The following is a 14,924-nucleotide window of genomic DNA, read 5'->3' on the forward strand; positions in this document are numbered from 1 at the left end:
TAAAATCAAAGGATATCCAAGATGAACTTGGTGACAAAGGTGATTTGTAAATTCTCAGCTAAATTGAGAGAAAGATTGTTGGCAGGACTTGACAATCTCTCAGTTAGAAAGAAATTACTGTTAGTTTATATACTGTGCGTGTTAATTCCAACAATTGTTACTCATTTTATTTTTACATTGTTTATTGTGAAAAATCTTCAACAACAAAAGATTGATCAGATACAAGGTGTCTTTAATATTTTGAATGCAAATATTAAAAAAGTGCTTGAAGAAGCAATTCTTTACTCCAATACATTGTATACAGATGAGTTGTTAAATGATATGCTTGATATAGAATACAAAGGATTAGAAGATTTTTATTCCAATTATGAAGGATATTTAAGGAATAGGATTTATCAGGGCAGAAATGTATATTCCAATATAGCACGTGTTACCATTTATACTAACAATCCAACTATTGTAGATAGCGATGGTTACAGAAAATTAAATGAGGGAGAAGCAAAAGAATGGTTCAGTTTAGTTATGGATAATCAGCAGGGGATCATAGTGATTCCTACTGTGGATGAAGGTGTGAATGGAGAAGAGGGATATGTGTCGCTGTTTAGAAATTTAAACCAGTTTGAAAGGAGAAGCACATCAAGAGGAAATAACAGTAAGTATCTAAAAATAGCTAAAATCGACATGTACTTAGCAAGCTTTTTCAATTCTATAAATTTTGAAATATTTGGTGGCGAGATTTACCTTCTTGACAAGTCAAATAGGATTATTGCTGCACGTAGTAACAACAGTGTTATATTTGCAAAGCCTTTTATAAAATTTGACAAGAGAAAGTTTGTTTCTAAGGATTCCTATATATTTGAAGAAAGATTGGATTACAATTTACTATCTTGCTGGAAATTAGTAGGTGTATTTTCAAAATCATACATGCTTGGAGAAATCTATAGGGCAATTGAGTATATACTCTTTATTTCAGTCTTGAGTCTACTTTTTGCAACTCTTTTAATTAGGATGATTACCTCGTCATTGTCAGCAAGATTGGAACTTTTGACAAGGCACATTAAGAAAATCAAAAAGCAGAATTTTGAGATTCTCAATTGCAAAGAAGGAAATGATGAGATTGGCAATGTAATAAAAGAGTTTAACAATATGACAATAAAGTTAAAAGAACTCATTGAAAAAGAGATGCTCTCTGAAATACAAAGAAAGACTTTAGAAATTGAAAAGAAACAGGCAGAGTTAAACGCTTTGCAGAGTCAAATAAATCCTCATTTTCTTTTTAACACATTGGATTCGATAAGAATGAGGTCAGTACTTAAAAACGAGCTTGAGACAGCTGAGATTATTAAGTATCTCACGAGAACACTCAGAAGACTTATTTACTGGGGTAATGACATCACCACCGTAGAAGAAGAGATTGGTTTTGTAGAGGACTTTTTAAAGATTCAAAAGTACAGGCTGGGAGAAAAACTTGCATATCGTATTTATGTGGATGAAGTAGCGAGAAATTGTTTAATACCAAAGATGACCATCCAACCGCTGGTTGAAAATGCGTGCATTCATGGTATTGAAGAGATAGAAGGAAATGGGGAGATTATAATAGAGGTTAAAAAAGAAGAGGCTTATCTTATCATAAAGGTTGAAGACAATGGTATTGGTATGGATGAAGAGAAACTTTCTCAGCTTTATGAAAACCTGAGCAATAATACATACGAAAAAAATATTGGTCTTAAGAATGTTTACAAAAGGCTTATGCTCTATTACAACAATGCCGTTGATTTTAAAATACATAGCAATTTTAAACAGGGTACAAGGGTTGTTATCAAAATCCCGTTAGAACTTCCTGCATTTGTATATAAAATCTAAAAAATTGAGGGTGTTAAAAATGCTTAAAGTTCTTTTGGTTGAAGATGAAGTCTATATGAGAAAGGGTATTATAAAGCTTGTAGACTGGAATGGACGTGGATTTGTGATATATAGGGAAGCTAGTAATGGTCAAGAAGCGCTTGAGATTTTGAAAAAAGAGCATATTGATGTGGTGATTACAGATATAAAGATGCCCGTTATGGACGGAATTGAGCTGATAAGAAGAATTTCAGAGGAATTTGAAAACCGTCCGGCTGTGGTTATTATCAGTGGGTACAATGAATTTGAGTTTGCAAAAGCAGCTATAAGATATGGTGTCAATGACTATTTATTAAAACCTATAGATGAGGCAGAGCTCATTCAGACATTGGAAAGAATTAAAACAAGAATCCTCAACGAAAGAGAGTATCACAGACGAAAAAACCTATTTGAATACCTGAAAAGAAACTCAAAGTTCATGAGGGTAGTAGAATTTAATGAGGTGTCCACTATAGAACAACTTGGCATGGACGGTACCGCAACATGGATGGGAATTGGCAAAAAAGAAGCTCTGCAATATGAAGATGACTTGACTATTTGTGAGAGTTTGTTAGAGATTGAAAGAGAAGTTAACGCAAAGTTTGCAAACAAAGGGATTGACTTTAGATGTTACTGGGACAGCTTTTTTAACATAATACTTATCATTGAGGCTGAGCAGAAGAGTAGAAGGGGTCAGGTGATAAGACAAGTTTATGAATACATAACAAGAAGATTGAACTTGCAATCCATAGTGTTTGATGAAATCAAAAATTACAAGAATATACATAGTTTTTACAAACAGCTTCTTAAAAAACTCAGCTTTGCCCAATTTTATGAGAAAACTGGAGTGATTGAAGCTGCTCAAATAGAGGATTTTGAAATGTACATTGAGGATAAGAAGTTGGGCAGTGAACTTATTAAATTGATTGAAGAGCGAAAATGCGAAGAAATTAGATACAAACTTTCTCAATTTTTTGATGAGTGCCACAACAAAAAGATTTCTCCTGAGATAATTAAAGGCTTCATACTTCTTACGTTACTCGAGGTTATAGATTATTTTGAAGTGTATCAACTTTTTGAGGCAGACAGTCTTAAGTTTATCTATAGGAGCAATCTCCAAAAGAGCAAATTTATTGAAAAGGTAATGGAGATATTACTTCAAATAGCAGAGTACGTTACTGAAGCTACAAAGTTCAACAGTTCAAGCTTTATGAAGAAGATTGAGCTGTTCATAAAGGAAAACTACAATAAAGATATCACTATAAAAAGCATTGCTCAGCAGTTTTATATCAATCCAATTTACTTGGGCAGGATGTTTAAAAAGCACTTTAACATGCCATTTAATAAGTATTTGCACATATTAAGAATCGAACAGGCTAAAAAACTTTTACTCAAGACCGATAAAAAAATTTATGAAATTGCAAAAGAAGTGGGTTATAATGACACTGATTATTTTGCGTTAAAATTTGAAGAGTATGTAGGTAAAAGCCCATCTAAATATAGGAGTTCAATGATAGGTGAAACTAATTATTAAATGTAAAAAACTAAGTTAAATAGAAATCGGTTTCAGATAGAATAATGATTTTCATTTAAGAAGGAGTGTAGACTTATGGAACACGTCAAACAAAAAGGAGTGCCACAAAATCAATATACTATGTGTTGGCTTGATTACAAAAGGTGCGAAGATGAAGAGTATTTGAAAAAGGTTATACCTTTCATTTCAAACATTTTTATATTGGATAACAATTACTATTTTCGAAATGCTGCCCTTGAGCTAAAAGAGGCTATCAAAAACATTTTTGGAGTAGAACCCAATATACAAACTACTTCTTATCTTGACTTTCATCATGGTACATTAATAGGAAAGTTGGGAAATGAAGTAATAGAAAAGTTTCTTGAAAAAGAAGAAAAAGAGCAAATTGGCAATGAAGGCTTTTTGATAAAGGTTGTTGCAACTAAAACGCAAAACATTATTCTACTTGTTGCTAAAACTGAGAGTGGAATAATTTATGGTACATTCGAACTTATCAATAGGCTGAGGGTAAAAAGCAATTTAAGTAGTTTATATATCATAGAAAATCCAAAAGCACCTTTGAGGGTGATCAACCACTGGGATAATATGGATGGAAGCATTGAAAGAGGTTATGCAGGAAGTTCCATTTTTTTTTCAAACAACAGGGTAAAAAGGTCTTTAAAACGTGTAAGAGACTATGCAAGGCTACTTGCGTCAATTGGTATAAATGGGGTGGTAATTAACAATGTCAATGTCAGAGGAAAGGCAATTTGGCTGATAACTCCAAAGTATTTGCCTGAGCTTTCTGAAATTGCTGAGACTTTCAGATTGTATGGTATAAAATTGTATATTAGCATAAATTTTGCAAGTCCAATTTATATCGGAGGACTTTCAACTGCAGACCCTCTTGACCCTGATGTATTTAAATGGTGGCAAGAGACGGTCAAGACAATTTATAGCTATATACCTGACTTTGGTGGTTTTTTAGTAAAAGCTGATTCTGAGTTCAATCCTGGCCCATATGTATATGGCAGGAGTCATGCGGATGGAGCAAACATGCTTGCAAAAGCTCTTTTGCCATATGGTGGAGTTGTCATCTGGCGCGCGTTTGTCTACAACTGCCTTCAGGACTGGAGAGACACAAAGACTGACAGAGCAAAGGCTGCGTATGAAAACTTCAAACCTCTTGATGGAGAGTTTCTTGATAATGTTGTACTTCAGGTAAAATATGGTCCAATGGACTTTCAGGTAAGGGAGCCTGTATCACCACTTTTTGGTGGTATGGAAAAGACAAATCAAATGATAGAATTACAAATAACTCAGGAATATACAGGCCAGCAGATTCATCTTTGCTATTTAGGTACCTTGTGGAAAGAGATTTTAGAGTTTGACACCTACTGCAAAGGCAAAGGTTCATATGTCAAAAGAATAGTAGATGGAAGTCTATTTGGATGGAAGTATTGTGGATTTGCTGGTGTGTCAAACATAGGTAGTAGCATAAACTGGACAGGACACGATTTAGCCCAGGCAAATCTTTGGACGTTTGGGAAACTTGCTTGGAATCCAGATGGGTCAGTTGAAGGTATTGCTAAAGAATGGATTTTGCTTACATTTGGGGATGATAAAAAGGTTGTAGAAAATATTCTTTGGATACTTTTAAATTCGCATAGAATCTATGAGAAGTATACAACACCTCTTGGTTTGGGGTGGATGGTAAATCCGGGTCACCACTATGGTCCTAATCCAGAAGGGTATGAGTATTCAAAGTGGGGGACCTACCACAGAGCAGATACAAAAGCAATTGGGGTTGACAGGACATCAAAGGGTACAGGATATACTTTGCAGTATCATCCGCATTGGCAAAAAATCTTTGACGATATAGAAAAATGTCCAGAAAACCTTTTACTATTTTTCCACAGAGTGCCATACACTCACAGATTAAAATCAGGCAAAACGCTCATTCAGTTCATGTATGATTCGCACTTTGAAGGTGCTGAAGAGGTAGATGTTCTTATCCAAAAGTGGGAAGAGCTAAGAGGAAAGATAGATGAAGATATCTTCAATAGAGTTTCTGAGCGGCTAAAGATGCAAAAAGAACATGCAATTGAGTGGCGAGATGTGATCAATACATACTTTTACAGAAAAACAGGAATTCCTGATGAAAAAGGAAGACTCATATATCCGTAAAATAGAAACTTGAGTTTTTGTAGAAAGGACGAGGTGCCAAAAATGCTAAAGTTAAATAGAGAAAGCCTTGCACATAAAGATTTGTGGCAAAAGATTCAAATTGAGATGCCTCAATTTGATATAGAGGATGTTATAAAAAACACATATGAAAATCCCACATGGATTCACTTTGGAGCAGGAAATATTTTTAGAGGGTATATTGCAGCACTTGAGCAGGATTTGTTAGAAAGAGGCGAGGTTCAGACAGGGGTTATTGCAGCAGAGCTATTTGACTATGAAATAATTGATAGAATCTACAAACCATATGACAATCTTTCCTTAGTTGTTACAGCAGATGCAAAAGGAAATCTACAAAAAAGAATAATTGCAAGTATTACTGAGGCGCTAAAGTGCGACCCTGATTTTAAAGATGACTGGGCAAGGCTTTGTGAGATTTTTAAAAGTGCATCTTTGCAGATGGTGACATTTACTATTACAGAAAAAGGGTACAATATTGTTGATTTAAATGGTGAATATCTGCCACAAGTAAAAGAAGATATAGAAAACGGACCAGAAAAACCAAAAAGTAGTATGGGGAAGGTTGCCTCACTTTTGTATGTGAGGTACAAAAATGGCAAGCACCCAGTTGCAGTTGTGAGCCTTGATAATTGCTCAAAAAACGGTGAAAGGCTTTATAATTCAATCATTCAAATAGCAAAAGAGTGGGTAAAAAACAAATTAGTAGAAGAAGGTTTTGTTGAGTATCTTAGCAATTCTTCATCAGTTAGCTTTCCATGGAGCATGATAGACAAGATTGTTCCAAGACCTTCTGAGAGCATAAAGGAGTTACTTGAAAAAGACGGGTTAGAGAAAATAGAGATAATTTGCACTTCCAAAAACACATATATAGCACCTTTTGTCAATACAGAAAAATCTCAATATCTTGTGATTGAAGACAACTTTCCAAATGGCAGACCACCTCTTGAGAAGGCAGGAGTTTATTTTACAAACAGGCAGACAGTCGAGAACTCAGAGCGGATGAAGGTTCAGACTTGTCTCAATCCGCTTCACACCGCCTTAGCTATCTTTGGATGTCTGCTGGGTTACAAGACAATCTATGAAGAGGTAAAAGACGGGTGTTTAAAGAAGCTTATAGAGAAGATAGGGTATGAAGAGGGCTTGCCAGTTGTGGTTGACCCAAAGATAATTGACCCAAAAGAATATCTTAAGGAGGTAATTGAAGAAAGGTTTCCAAACCCATATATACCAGATGCACCACAAAGAATAGCGACAGACACATCACAGAAGATGCCAATTAGATTTGGTGAGACAATAAAGGCGTACAGCGAAAGTCCTAATTTGGATGTAAAAAGTTTAAAATTCATACCGCTTGTGATAGCAGGATGGTTAAGATACTTGATGTGTGTAGATGACAGTGGCAAGCCCTTTGAGCCAAGTCCTGACCCGCTTTTAGAGGAGCTTAAAAAACACATGAATTGGATTGAGCTTGGCAAGAAGGTAGAAAACTTAGATGAAAAGCTAAAGCCAATATTGTCAAACGAGATGCTCTTTAGAGTAAATCTTTTTGAGATAGGCCTTGCAAACAAGGTTATAGATTATTTTAAAGAGATGACAGAAGGTGTTGGAGCTGTGCGAAAGACACTTGAGAAGTATGTCGGCTGCAATTAAACAAAAATAGAAAGGAGACAGAGAAAAAATGGGTTTTAAGATGACATTTAGATGGTTTGGTCCAAAGGATGACAACATTCCACTTGAGTATATTCGTCAGATTCCAGGAATATATGGAGTTGTGACTGCTCTTTTTGACATTCCGGTTGGTGAGGTATGGCCAGAAGAGAAGATATTTGAGCTAAAAAAGATGGTGGAGGATGCAGGGCTCAAATTTGAGGTGATAGAAAGTGTAAATGTTCATGAAGATATAAAGCTTGGACTTCCAACAAGAGATAGGTATATAGAAAACTACAAGCAGACCATAAGGAACTTAGCAAAAGCAGGTGTAAAGGTAATATGTTACAACTTTATGCCTGTATTTGATTGGCTGAGGACAGACCTTGCTAAAAAGCTACCTGATGGTTCAGAGGTTATGGAATACAACCATGAGATGCTAAAGAATCTCACGCCAGATGAGTTGGTAAAGAGTATGGAAAGTGGCTCAAAAGGATTTTCGCTTCCTGGCTGGGAGAGCTACAGGCTAAAACAGCTGCAAAATCTTTTTGATCTGTACAAAGATGTTGATGAAGAAAAGCTTCTTCAAAATCTAATATACTTTTTAGAGAACATAATCCCTGTTTGTGAAGAGTGCGATGTTAAGATGGCAATTCATCCTGACGACCCACCATGGTCGTTATTTGGACTGCCAAGGGTTGTAACAAATAAAGAGAACATAGAAAGATTTTTAAAAGCTGTTGACAGCCCATATAATGGTCTTACGCTCTGTACAGGTTCACTTGGAGCAAACAGGGAAAACAATATCCCAGAGCTGATAAGGTATTTTGGTAAGATGGGCAGGATTCACTTTATGCATGTGAGAAATATCAAATTTACAGGTGAGAGGTCTTTTTATGAAACATCGCACCTGTCGACAGATGGCTCATTTGATATGTTTGAGATAATGAAAGCGATATACGATATAGGATTTGAAGGGTATTTGCGACCTGACCATGGAAGGATGATTTGGGGTGAAAAGGGAAGACCTGGCTATGGGCTTTATGACAGAGCCCTTGGCATTGCATATCTAAATGGTCTATGGGAAGCTATTGAAAAGATGTCAAAATATCAAGGCTAATAAAAAAGTGTGCGAGGTTGTTCCAAAAACCGCCTGCTGGGGCTGGAACAACTTCTTTTACAGGGCGGAAAAATAAATACCCCAGCCGTCTGAACGGTGATATATATGTGTGCCGTTCAGACGATTTGTACTTTAGTTATGAAGAAAGTCAATATAGACAAATCATGGGAATATGCTGAAAGTTCCCTATACAGCGTATTGAATGTAGCCAACTTAGAGTGTGAGTGGAAACCTGTAGATTTGCCACATGATGCTGTGATTGAAAGACCAAGATGCGAAAATAATCCTTCAGGTGCCTCAGAAGGATATACTCCAGGGTGTAGTTTATATTACAAAAAAGAGTTAATGTTAGAAGAAGAGTGGAAGGGCAAAAACTTAATTCTTGAATTTGAGGGAATTATGGGAATCTCTGAGGTTTTTGTAAATGGAAGGCTTGTTGCTAAGCATTTCAATGGCTATACAAGTTTCTTTGTGGACATAACAAAACATGTTAAGTTTGATGATAAGAACACTATTGTTGTGCATGTGGAAAATACTCACAAACCAAGTTCACGGTGGTATGCAGGCTGTGGCATATACAGGCATGTATGGCTTCATGTAGGTGGCAAAGTTTACATAAAACCGTGGCATTTGCATGTTGAAACCAAGGCTATTGAAAATGAAACAGCAATATTAGAAGTTAGAGCAGCTGTAGCAAATAGTACAAATGAAAGTGTTCAAGGAGTTATGGAGTTTAGTATCTTTTCTAACGATGGTGAGCTTATAACAAGCAGTCAGGAACAACTTATCCTCAGTGAAAATGAGGAAAAGACAGTTAGTAAAATCATAACATTATCACCATTTAAATATTGGGATATAGAAAATCCTTACCTTTATAAAATCCTTGCAACAATTAAAATAGATGAAGACATTGAAGATAGCAGTTCTGCGTTTTTTGGAATACGGACAATTTCGGTAAGTCCAAAGGAAGGTTTAAAGCTAAATGGTAAGCCCATAAAATTAAAAGGTGGATGTATCCATCACGACAACGGACCTCTTGGGAGTGCCAGCTATGACAGAGCAGAAGAGAGAAAAGTTGAGCTTTTGAAAGCCTCAGGATTCAATGCAGTAAGACTTGCCCATAATCCGTTTGCTCCCGCGTTTTTAGATGCCTGTGATAGATTAGGTATGCTTGTAATTGAAGAATTTTTTGATGTCTGGACAGCAGGCAAAGTGAGTTATGATTACCATCTATTCTTTGATAAATATTGGGAAGAAGATTTAAAAGCCACCATTATGAGAGATTATAATCATCCGTCTATTATAATGTGGTCTATTGGTAATGAAATTACATGGGGTGTTGGAATTGATGTAGATGATGAAGAAGGATATTCAAGTATATATACCTGGTGCAAGCGCTTGGCACAAAAAGTAAAAGAATTGGATTCAACAAGATTGGTTACCGCTGCGTTTTGTGCTATTCCAGCTGATTATGAGAGTTTGCTCACAACAATTGAAGATGGAAGTAATGTAATAAGAATGTTAAAACAAGAAGCAGTAGCTGGTAACGATAAATGGGGGAAAGTTACAGAAAAATTCTTTAAGTTTTTAGACGTTGCAGGTTATAACTACAAGGTCGATAGATATTCATATGATTTAGAAAAATATCCTAATCGTATCATATGCGGAACGGAGACATATCCATATACTTTATTCAAAAACTGGACTGAAACTGTAAAGAATCCAAATGTTATTGGAGATTTTGTATGGACTGCTATTGACTATTTAGGTGAAGCTGGGATAGGTAGAGTTTGCACAGACGAAAATGAGGCTAAGATGTTTGGTGGAGAATTTCCATGGTTTTATGCAAATTGTGGAGATATTGATATTTGTGGAGATAAACGTCCTCAATCGTATTACAGAGATATAGTTTGGGGATTGAGAAAAGAGCCCTATATTGTAGTCCTTCCACCACAACTTTTTGGGAAAAAATTGTACTTTAGACCCTGGGCGTGGGAACCAGTTGAGCGCAGCTATACATTTCCAGGTTATGAAGGGATGCCTATAGCAGTTCATGTTTATGCAGATGCAGACGAGGTAGAAGTTTTTGTAAATGGTCGAAGCTTAGGAAGAAAAGTATGTGGAATAAATAGCCAATTTAAAGCAGTTTATAACACAGTTTATGAACCAGGTGTAATTGAAGCTGTGGTATATAAAAATGGCAAAGAAATTGGCAGAGATAAGATAGAAACAACTGACAGGCCAGTTGCTTTAAAACTGCTGCCTGACAGAAATGTCATTTCTTCTTGTGGTGATTTGTGCTATATAAAAATTATTGCAGTAGATAAGAATGAAAGAGAAGTACCATATGCAGATAACACAGTAACTGTAGAAGTTGAAGGTGCAGGTAGGTTTATGGCATTAGGAACGGCTGACCCATTGTCAACCGAGCTTTTTGTTAGCTCTCAAAGAAAGCTGTATAAAGGACGTGCACTTGCAGTTGTAAAAAGCATTAGAGAGAAAGGAGAGATTAGAGTTAGAGTTTTAGCAGAAGGTCTAAAGATTGCAGAGGTTGTTATAAAGTGCATATAGGGGGATTTGAGTTTAAGAGAAGGAAATTTTATGATGTTATTTGCCTTTACTTTTTTAAAATATCTTGATAAAATTAAAGTTGAAGTTTCACTGCTACGAAAGCAGGGAAATGTAAAATAAAAACCAAAAACTATAAAAATTAAAGAGTAGCAAAAGTAATAAGAATAAACCCACGAAGGGTTGAAAAACCTGAAGTGGGTTTTTATTATTTTCTGCAGGCTAATCTTTGAATTTATTAAATTAAATTCAAGTTTAAAGGAGGTTGATTGAATTTGCATATTCCAGATGGTTATTTAAGTCCTCAGACGTGTGCAACATTTTATGCAGTATCAGCAGTTGCAGTTGGCTATGCTTTTAACAGATTTAGAAAACAGGCAGATGAAAAGACCTACATTCAGTTATCTGTTGCATCAGCTTTTACATTTATAGTCATGATGTTTAACTTTCCTGTTGTCGGTGGAAGCTCTGCTCACATAACCGGAATACCGCTTATAACATTTTTGTTTGGACCAATGGCTTCAACAGTTGCCTCAAGCGTTGTTTTGATTATTCAAGCACTACTTTTTAGAGACGGTGGAATTTTGGCGCTTGGGACAAATATATTTAACATGGCAGTGGCAATACCTTTAACTGCGGTTCTTATAAGCAAACTTTTGGAAAAATTAGGTCTCAAAAATGAAAAGGTTCGGATATTTATCTCGTCTTATTTCTCAATGAACATTGCAGCGCTTTTGACAGCCATTGAGCTTGGCCTTCAACCACTTTTATTTACAAAAGCAGGAAAGCCTTTGTATTTCATGTATGATTTAAAGACCACCATTCCTGCAATGATGATACCCCACCTTTTGGTTGTAGCAGTAATTGAGGCAGCACTGACAGTTCTGCTCTATTCACCTTTAAAAAATTTTGCTACAATTAAAGCTGAAGAAAAAAGAGGTGAGTGAGTTAAAATGAAAGAAAAGAAATATATAAACAATATAAATAAGATTTTTATAATCCTCTTGGCGCTTGCTTTTTTGACTCCCATTGGGCTTTTGACTCAAAACCCTACTTTTGGAGAGTGGACTCAAGAGGAGATAAAAAAGATGCTAGGGTTTGTGCCAGAAGGAATAAAAAAGTATGCTGATATATACAAATTTGATTTGTTTGACGGTTACACAGTAAAGTTTATTCACAATGATTATATAGGATATATCTTGTCTGCAGTAATTGGAATTGTGGTTATATTTGCACTATTTTATATCTTGAAATTCGTAATGGCTGAAAGGAAGTAGTTATAAAGTGTTACCAGAGTTTTTAAAGAGCGAAGATACCTTTGCAATAAGTGTTGAAAAAGAAAGCTACGTACAAAAATCTATTTCTGAGTATTTAAAGCTTTCGCAGTGGTTCTTTAAAACAAATAAAAGTGTTTTTTCAAAAATTGATGAATGGGCAAAGCTTATATTCTTGATTTGGTTTAGTTTTTTAGTTGCGACATCACAAAGTTTATATTTTATAGCATTGTCATTTGCATTAATTATTATTATTGCTCTTATTTCAAAAGCAGATTTAAAAGCATTGTTAATTTCTTCGTGGGTTTTTGTACCGCTTTTGACGTTTGCAATAGGTATTCCTTATACGGTGTTGACTAAAAATTTCATTACCACTGTTTTACAGAGCTTAAAAGTGGGTATTATAATTATGATAGGTGAGGTTATAATCTACAACTCAAAAATCGATAGGCTATTTAAGCCTTTTTCTTTTTTTAAGGGATTGAGAGAATTTATGTGGCTTGTGGAACTTACACTGAGAAATATTTTTATTCTCATTACAACAATCACGCACATTCTTTTAGCAAAAAAGACAAGGACAGTAGGGAAGACTCCTAACAAGATGGTATTTGTAAAACAAATGCTCAAGGTTGTAATGGCAAAGAGTTTGTATCTCTCAGAAAATACACTTATTGCGATGAAAACTCGCGGATATAGTCCCAAAAATAAAAGTGCTTCTACAACTTATAAATTCAGAATGGGAATAGGTGAAATTCTCACACTTTTAACGGCACTAATATTGACAGTCTTGGAGAGGATGTTAGTATGAACGTTTATTCGGCAAAGAATTTGACATATAAAATTAACAATAAGATTATTCTCGATAATCTGAATTTTGAAATAGAAAAAGGAAAGTCATACGCACTCATTGGCTGCAACGGCAGTGGCAAGACCACGCTTATGAAGATTCTTGCAGGAGTAGAACTTAACTTTGAAGGTGAACTTTATTTTTTTGACAAAAAGCTTGACAAATCCACTTTTGAAAAGCTGTTCAAAGAAGGATTTTACAAGAAGGTTGGCTATTTGTTTCAAGATACTGACCTACAGCTTTTTAATCTTAATGTGTTTGATGAAATTGCATTTGGACCAAGGCAGTACATAGCCGATGAGAAAGAAATAGAAAAGAGGGTTTTGGAGATCGCAAAACTTTTTGGGATTGAGAATTTATTACAAAGTGATATACTTGTTTTAAGCGGTGGTGAAAAGAAAAAGGTAGCACTTGCATCAATCCTTGTAAACAATCCTGATATTCTTATTTTAGATGAGCCAACAAACGATCTTGATCCAAAGAGTATAAGGTTCATTGCGAAAGTTTTAAGCGAGCTGAAAAATGCTGGAAAGACAATCATTCTTTCAACCCACCATTTTGATGTGCTTTTACTACTTGCTGATTTTATGATTGTTATGTCACCTGATCATAAGATTCTAAAAATTGGAAAGACAGAGGAAATATTGAAGGACAAAGAACTTTTAATAGAAGCAAATGTAATAGACGAGGAATTTGAGATTTTCAAAAAATATCCTAAAGGAAGTGAGGCAGGTCCATGAGAATAAACAAACTTGAAGATGTTGAAAAGCTCAAAACAGATAAAGACAGACTTTTTTTCTCAGCACAGCATGATGAAATAAAGATGGGATTAACTACTGACATTTATTTTATAAAAACACTGGAAGTATTAAGGTATCTTAAAAAAGAAGATGCAGTGGTGAAGGCTGAAATTTTTGCAAGAAGAGATGGAATTTTTTGTGGACTTCCTGAAGTTTTGAATCTTTTAAAAGATATAGATTGTAAAGTGTACTCCTTAGAAGAGGGAGAAAGTTTTTCAGCAAAAGAAGTTGTGATGAGAATAGAGGGCAAGTACACAGAGTTTGGTATATTTGAAACACCAATTCTTGGCATTCTTGCAAGTTCATCTGCGTGGGCAACAGCTGCGCATGAGTGCAAGCAGGCAGCAGATGGAAAACCTGTTTTGTGCTTTGGTGCGCGACACATCCATCCTTCAGTTGCGCCTGTGATGGAAAGGGCTGCAAAAGTGGGTGGCGCTGATGGGGTAAGCTGCATATTGGCAGCCAAAATATTGGGAATTTCTCCATCGGGAACAATTCCACATGCTGCAATACTGATTGCTGGGTCAACAGAAGATGTTGCAGTGGCCTATGATAAGGTGATTCCAGAAGACTCACCTCGCATCATACTTGTTGACACGTTCAAGGACGAAGCTCAAGAGGCGCTGGATGTTGCAAGGACATTGAAAGAAAGGTTGCATGGCATAAGACTTGACACCCCGGGTGAAAGAGGCGGCGTTACACCCGAGCTTGTCTACGAGGTAAGAAAAAGGCTTGATTTAGAGGGTTTTTCACATGTGAAAATATTTGTCTCAGGCGGGCTTTACCCTGAGAAGATAAAAGCTTTATCTGAAGCAGGGGCTGATGCTTTTGGTGTTGGAAGCTATATTTCTTCTGCACCTCCAATTGACATGACAATGGATATAAAAGAGGTTGACGGCAAACCTGTTGCAAAAAGAGGAAGAATTCCTGGAGTGACAGAAAATAAGAGGCTAAAGAGGGTAAAGTGATTTCTGGGTATGCCAAATTCAAAGTGATATAGATTGGGAATTTTCACAGATTGAATTGATTGAGAAATAATTTAGTAATTGGTAAAATAGATAACAAAGAA

General features: G+C 35.8%; 11 protein-coding genes. All 11 read left to right on the forward strand.

All coding sequences use genetic code 11. The annotated features are described in order from the left end of the window. The first annotated feature begins 21 nt into the window (after positions 1-21). Complete coding sequence (locus PGC14_RS02725; RefSeq protein ID WP_271629451.1) at positions 22-1,863, forward strand: sensor histidine kinase; 1,842 nt, start codon at positions 22-24, stop codon at positions 1,861-1,863. Positions 1,864-1,882: 19 nt separating this feature from the next. Next, positions 1,883-3,415, forward strand: coding sequence for a response regulator transcription factor (locus PGC14_RS02730; protein ID WP_271629452.1), 1,533 nt, complete (start codon positions 1,883-1,885; stop codon positions 3,413-3,415). Positions 3,416-3,490: 75 nt separating this feature from the next. After that, a complete protein-coding gene (locus tag PGC14_RS02735) occupies positions 3,491-5,581 on the forward strand; it encodes an alpha-glucuronidase family glycosyl hydrolase (RefSeq protein ID WP_271629453.1) in 2,091 nt (696 codons plus the stop codon). Positions 5,582-5,623: 42 nt separating this feature from the next. Then, entirely contained in the window at positions 5,624-7,249 is a 1,626-nt protein-coding gene (locus PGC14_RS02740) for a mannitol dehydrogenase family protein (protein ID WP_271629454.1), read from the forward strand. Between the two features lie 28 nt (positions 7,250-7,277). Continuing rightward, positions 7,278-8,366 (forward strand): mannonate dehydratase, encoded by a 1,089-nt coding sequence (gene uxuA / locus PGC14_RS02745; protein WP_271629455.1) that lies wholly within the window; start codon positions 7,278-7,280, stop codon positions 8,364-8,366. Between the two features lie 138 nt (positions 8,367-8,504). Next, on the forward strand, positions 8,505-10,937 hold the full coding sequence (locus PGC14_RS02750) for a glycoside hydrolase family 2 TIM barrel-domain containing protein (RefSeq protein WP_271629456.1): 2,433 nt from the start codon (positions 8,505-8,507) through the stop codon (positions 10,935-10,937). A gap of 272 nt (positions 10,938-11,209) precedes the next feature. Continuing rightward, positions 11,210-11,881: an energy-coupling factor ABC transporter permease gene (locus PGC14_RS02755; protein ID WP_271629457.1), complete on the forward strand. Its 672-nt coding sequence runs from the start codon at positions 11,210-11,212 to the stop codon at positions 11,879-11,881. A 6-nt stretch (positions 11,882-11,887) separates the two neighbouring features. Continuing rightward, positions 11,888-12,211 carry a PDGLE domain-containing protein gene (locus PGC14_RS02760; protein WP_039764215.1) on the forward strand — a complete coding sequence of 108 codons (324 nt, stop codon included), beginning with the start codon at positions 11,888-11,890 and terminating at the stop codon, positions 12,209-12,211. 7 nt (positions 12,212-12,218) lie between these two features. Next, complete coding sequence (locus PGC14_RS02765) at positions 12,219-13,016, forward strand: CbiQ family ECF transporter T component (protein WP_271629458.1); 798 nt, start codon at positions 12,219-12,221, stop codon at positions 13,014-13,016. Continuing rightward, entirely contained in the window at positions 13,013-13,795 is a 783-nt protein-coding gene (locus PGC14_RS02770; RefSeq protein ID WP_271629459.1) for an energy-coupling factor ABC transporter ATP-binding protein, read from the forward strand. The genes PGC14_RS02765 and PGC14_RS02770 overlap by 4 nt, the downstream gene beginning before the upstream one ends. Then, positions 13,792-14,823, forward strand: coding sequence for a nicotinate phosphoribosyltransferase (locus PGC14_RS02775; RefSeq protein WP_271629460.1), 1,032 nt, complete (start codon positions 13,792-13,794; stop codon positions 14,821-14,823). Before PGC14_RS02770 ends, PGC14_RS02775 begins: the two co-directional genes overlap by 4 nt. The last annotated feature ends 101 nt before the right edge of the window (positions 14,824-14,924 follow it).

Origin of the sequence: Caldicellulosiruptor sp. DIB 104C (assembly GCF_028198085.1) — a bacterium.
GTDB lineage: Bacteria > Bacillota > Thermoanaerobacteria > Caldicellulosiruptorales > Caldicellulosiruptoraceae > Caldicellulosiruptor > Caldicellulosiruptor saccharolyticus.

Bases quoted from the DNA above. Each gene is read 5' to 3' on its own strand.
- PGC14_RS02725 (WP_271629451.1), top strand. From the start codon at position 22: ATGAACTTGGTGACAAAGGTGATTTGTAAATTCTCAGCTAAATTGAGA.
- PGC14_RS02730 (WP_271629452.1), top strand. From the start codon at position 1,883: ATGCTTAAAGTTCTTTTGGTTGAAGATGAAGTCTATATGAGAAAGGGT.
- PGC14_RS02735 (WP_271629453.1), top strand. From the start codon at position 3,491: ATGGAACACGTCAAACAAAAAGGAGTGCCACAAAATCAATATACTATG.
- PGC14_RS02740 (WP_271629454.1), top strand. From the start codon at position 5,624: ATGCTAAAGTTAAATAGAGAAAGCCTTGCACATAAAGATTTGTGGCAA.
- uxuA (WP_271629455.1), top strand. From the start codon at position 7,278: ATGGGTTTTAAGATGACATTTAGATGGTTTGGTCCAAAGGATGACAAC.
- PGC14_RS02750 (WP_271629456.1), top strand. From the start codon at position 8,505: ATGAAGAAAGTCAATATAGACAAATCATGGGAATATGCTGAAAGTTCC.
- PGC14_RS02760 (WP_039764215.1), top strand. From the start codon at position 11,888: ATGAAAGAAAAGAAATATATAAACAATATAAATAAGATTTTTATAATC.
- PGC14_RS02770 (WP_271629459.1), top strand. From the start codon at position 13,013: ATGAACGTTTATTCGGCAAAGAATTTGACATATAAAATTAACAATAAG.
- PGC14_RS02775 (WP_271629460.1), top strand. From the start codon at position 13,792: ATGAGAATAAACAAACTTGAAGATGTTGAAAAGCTCAAAACAGATAAA.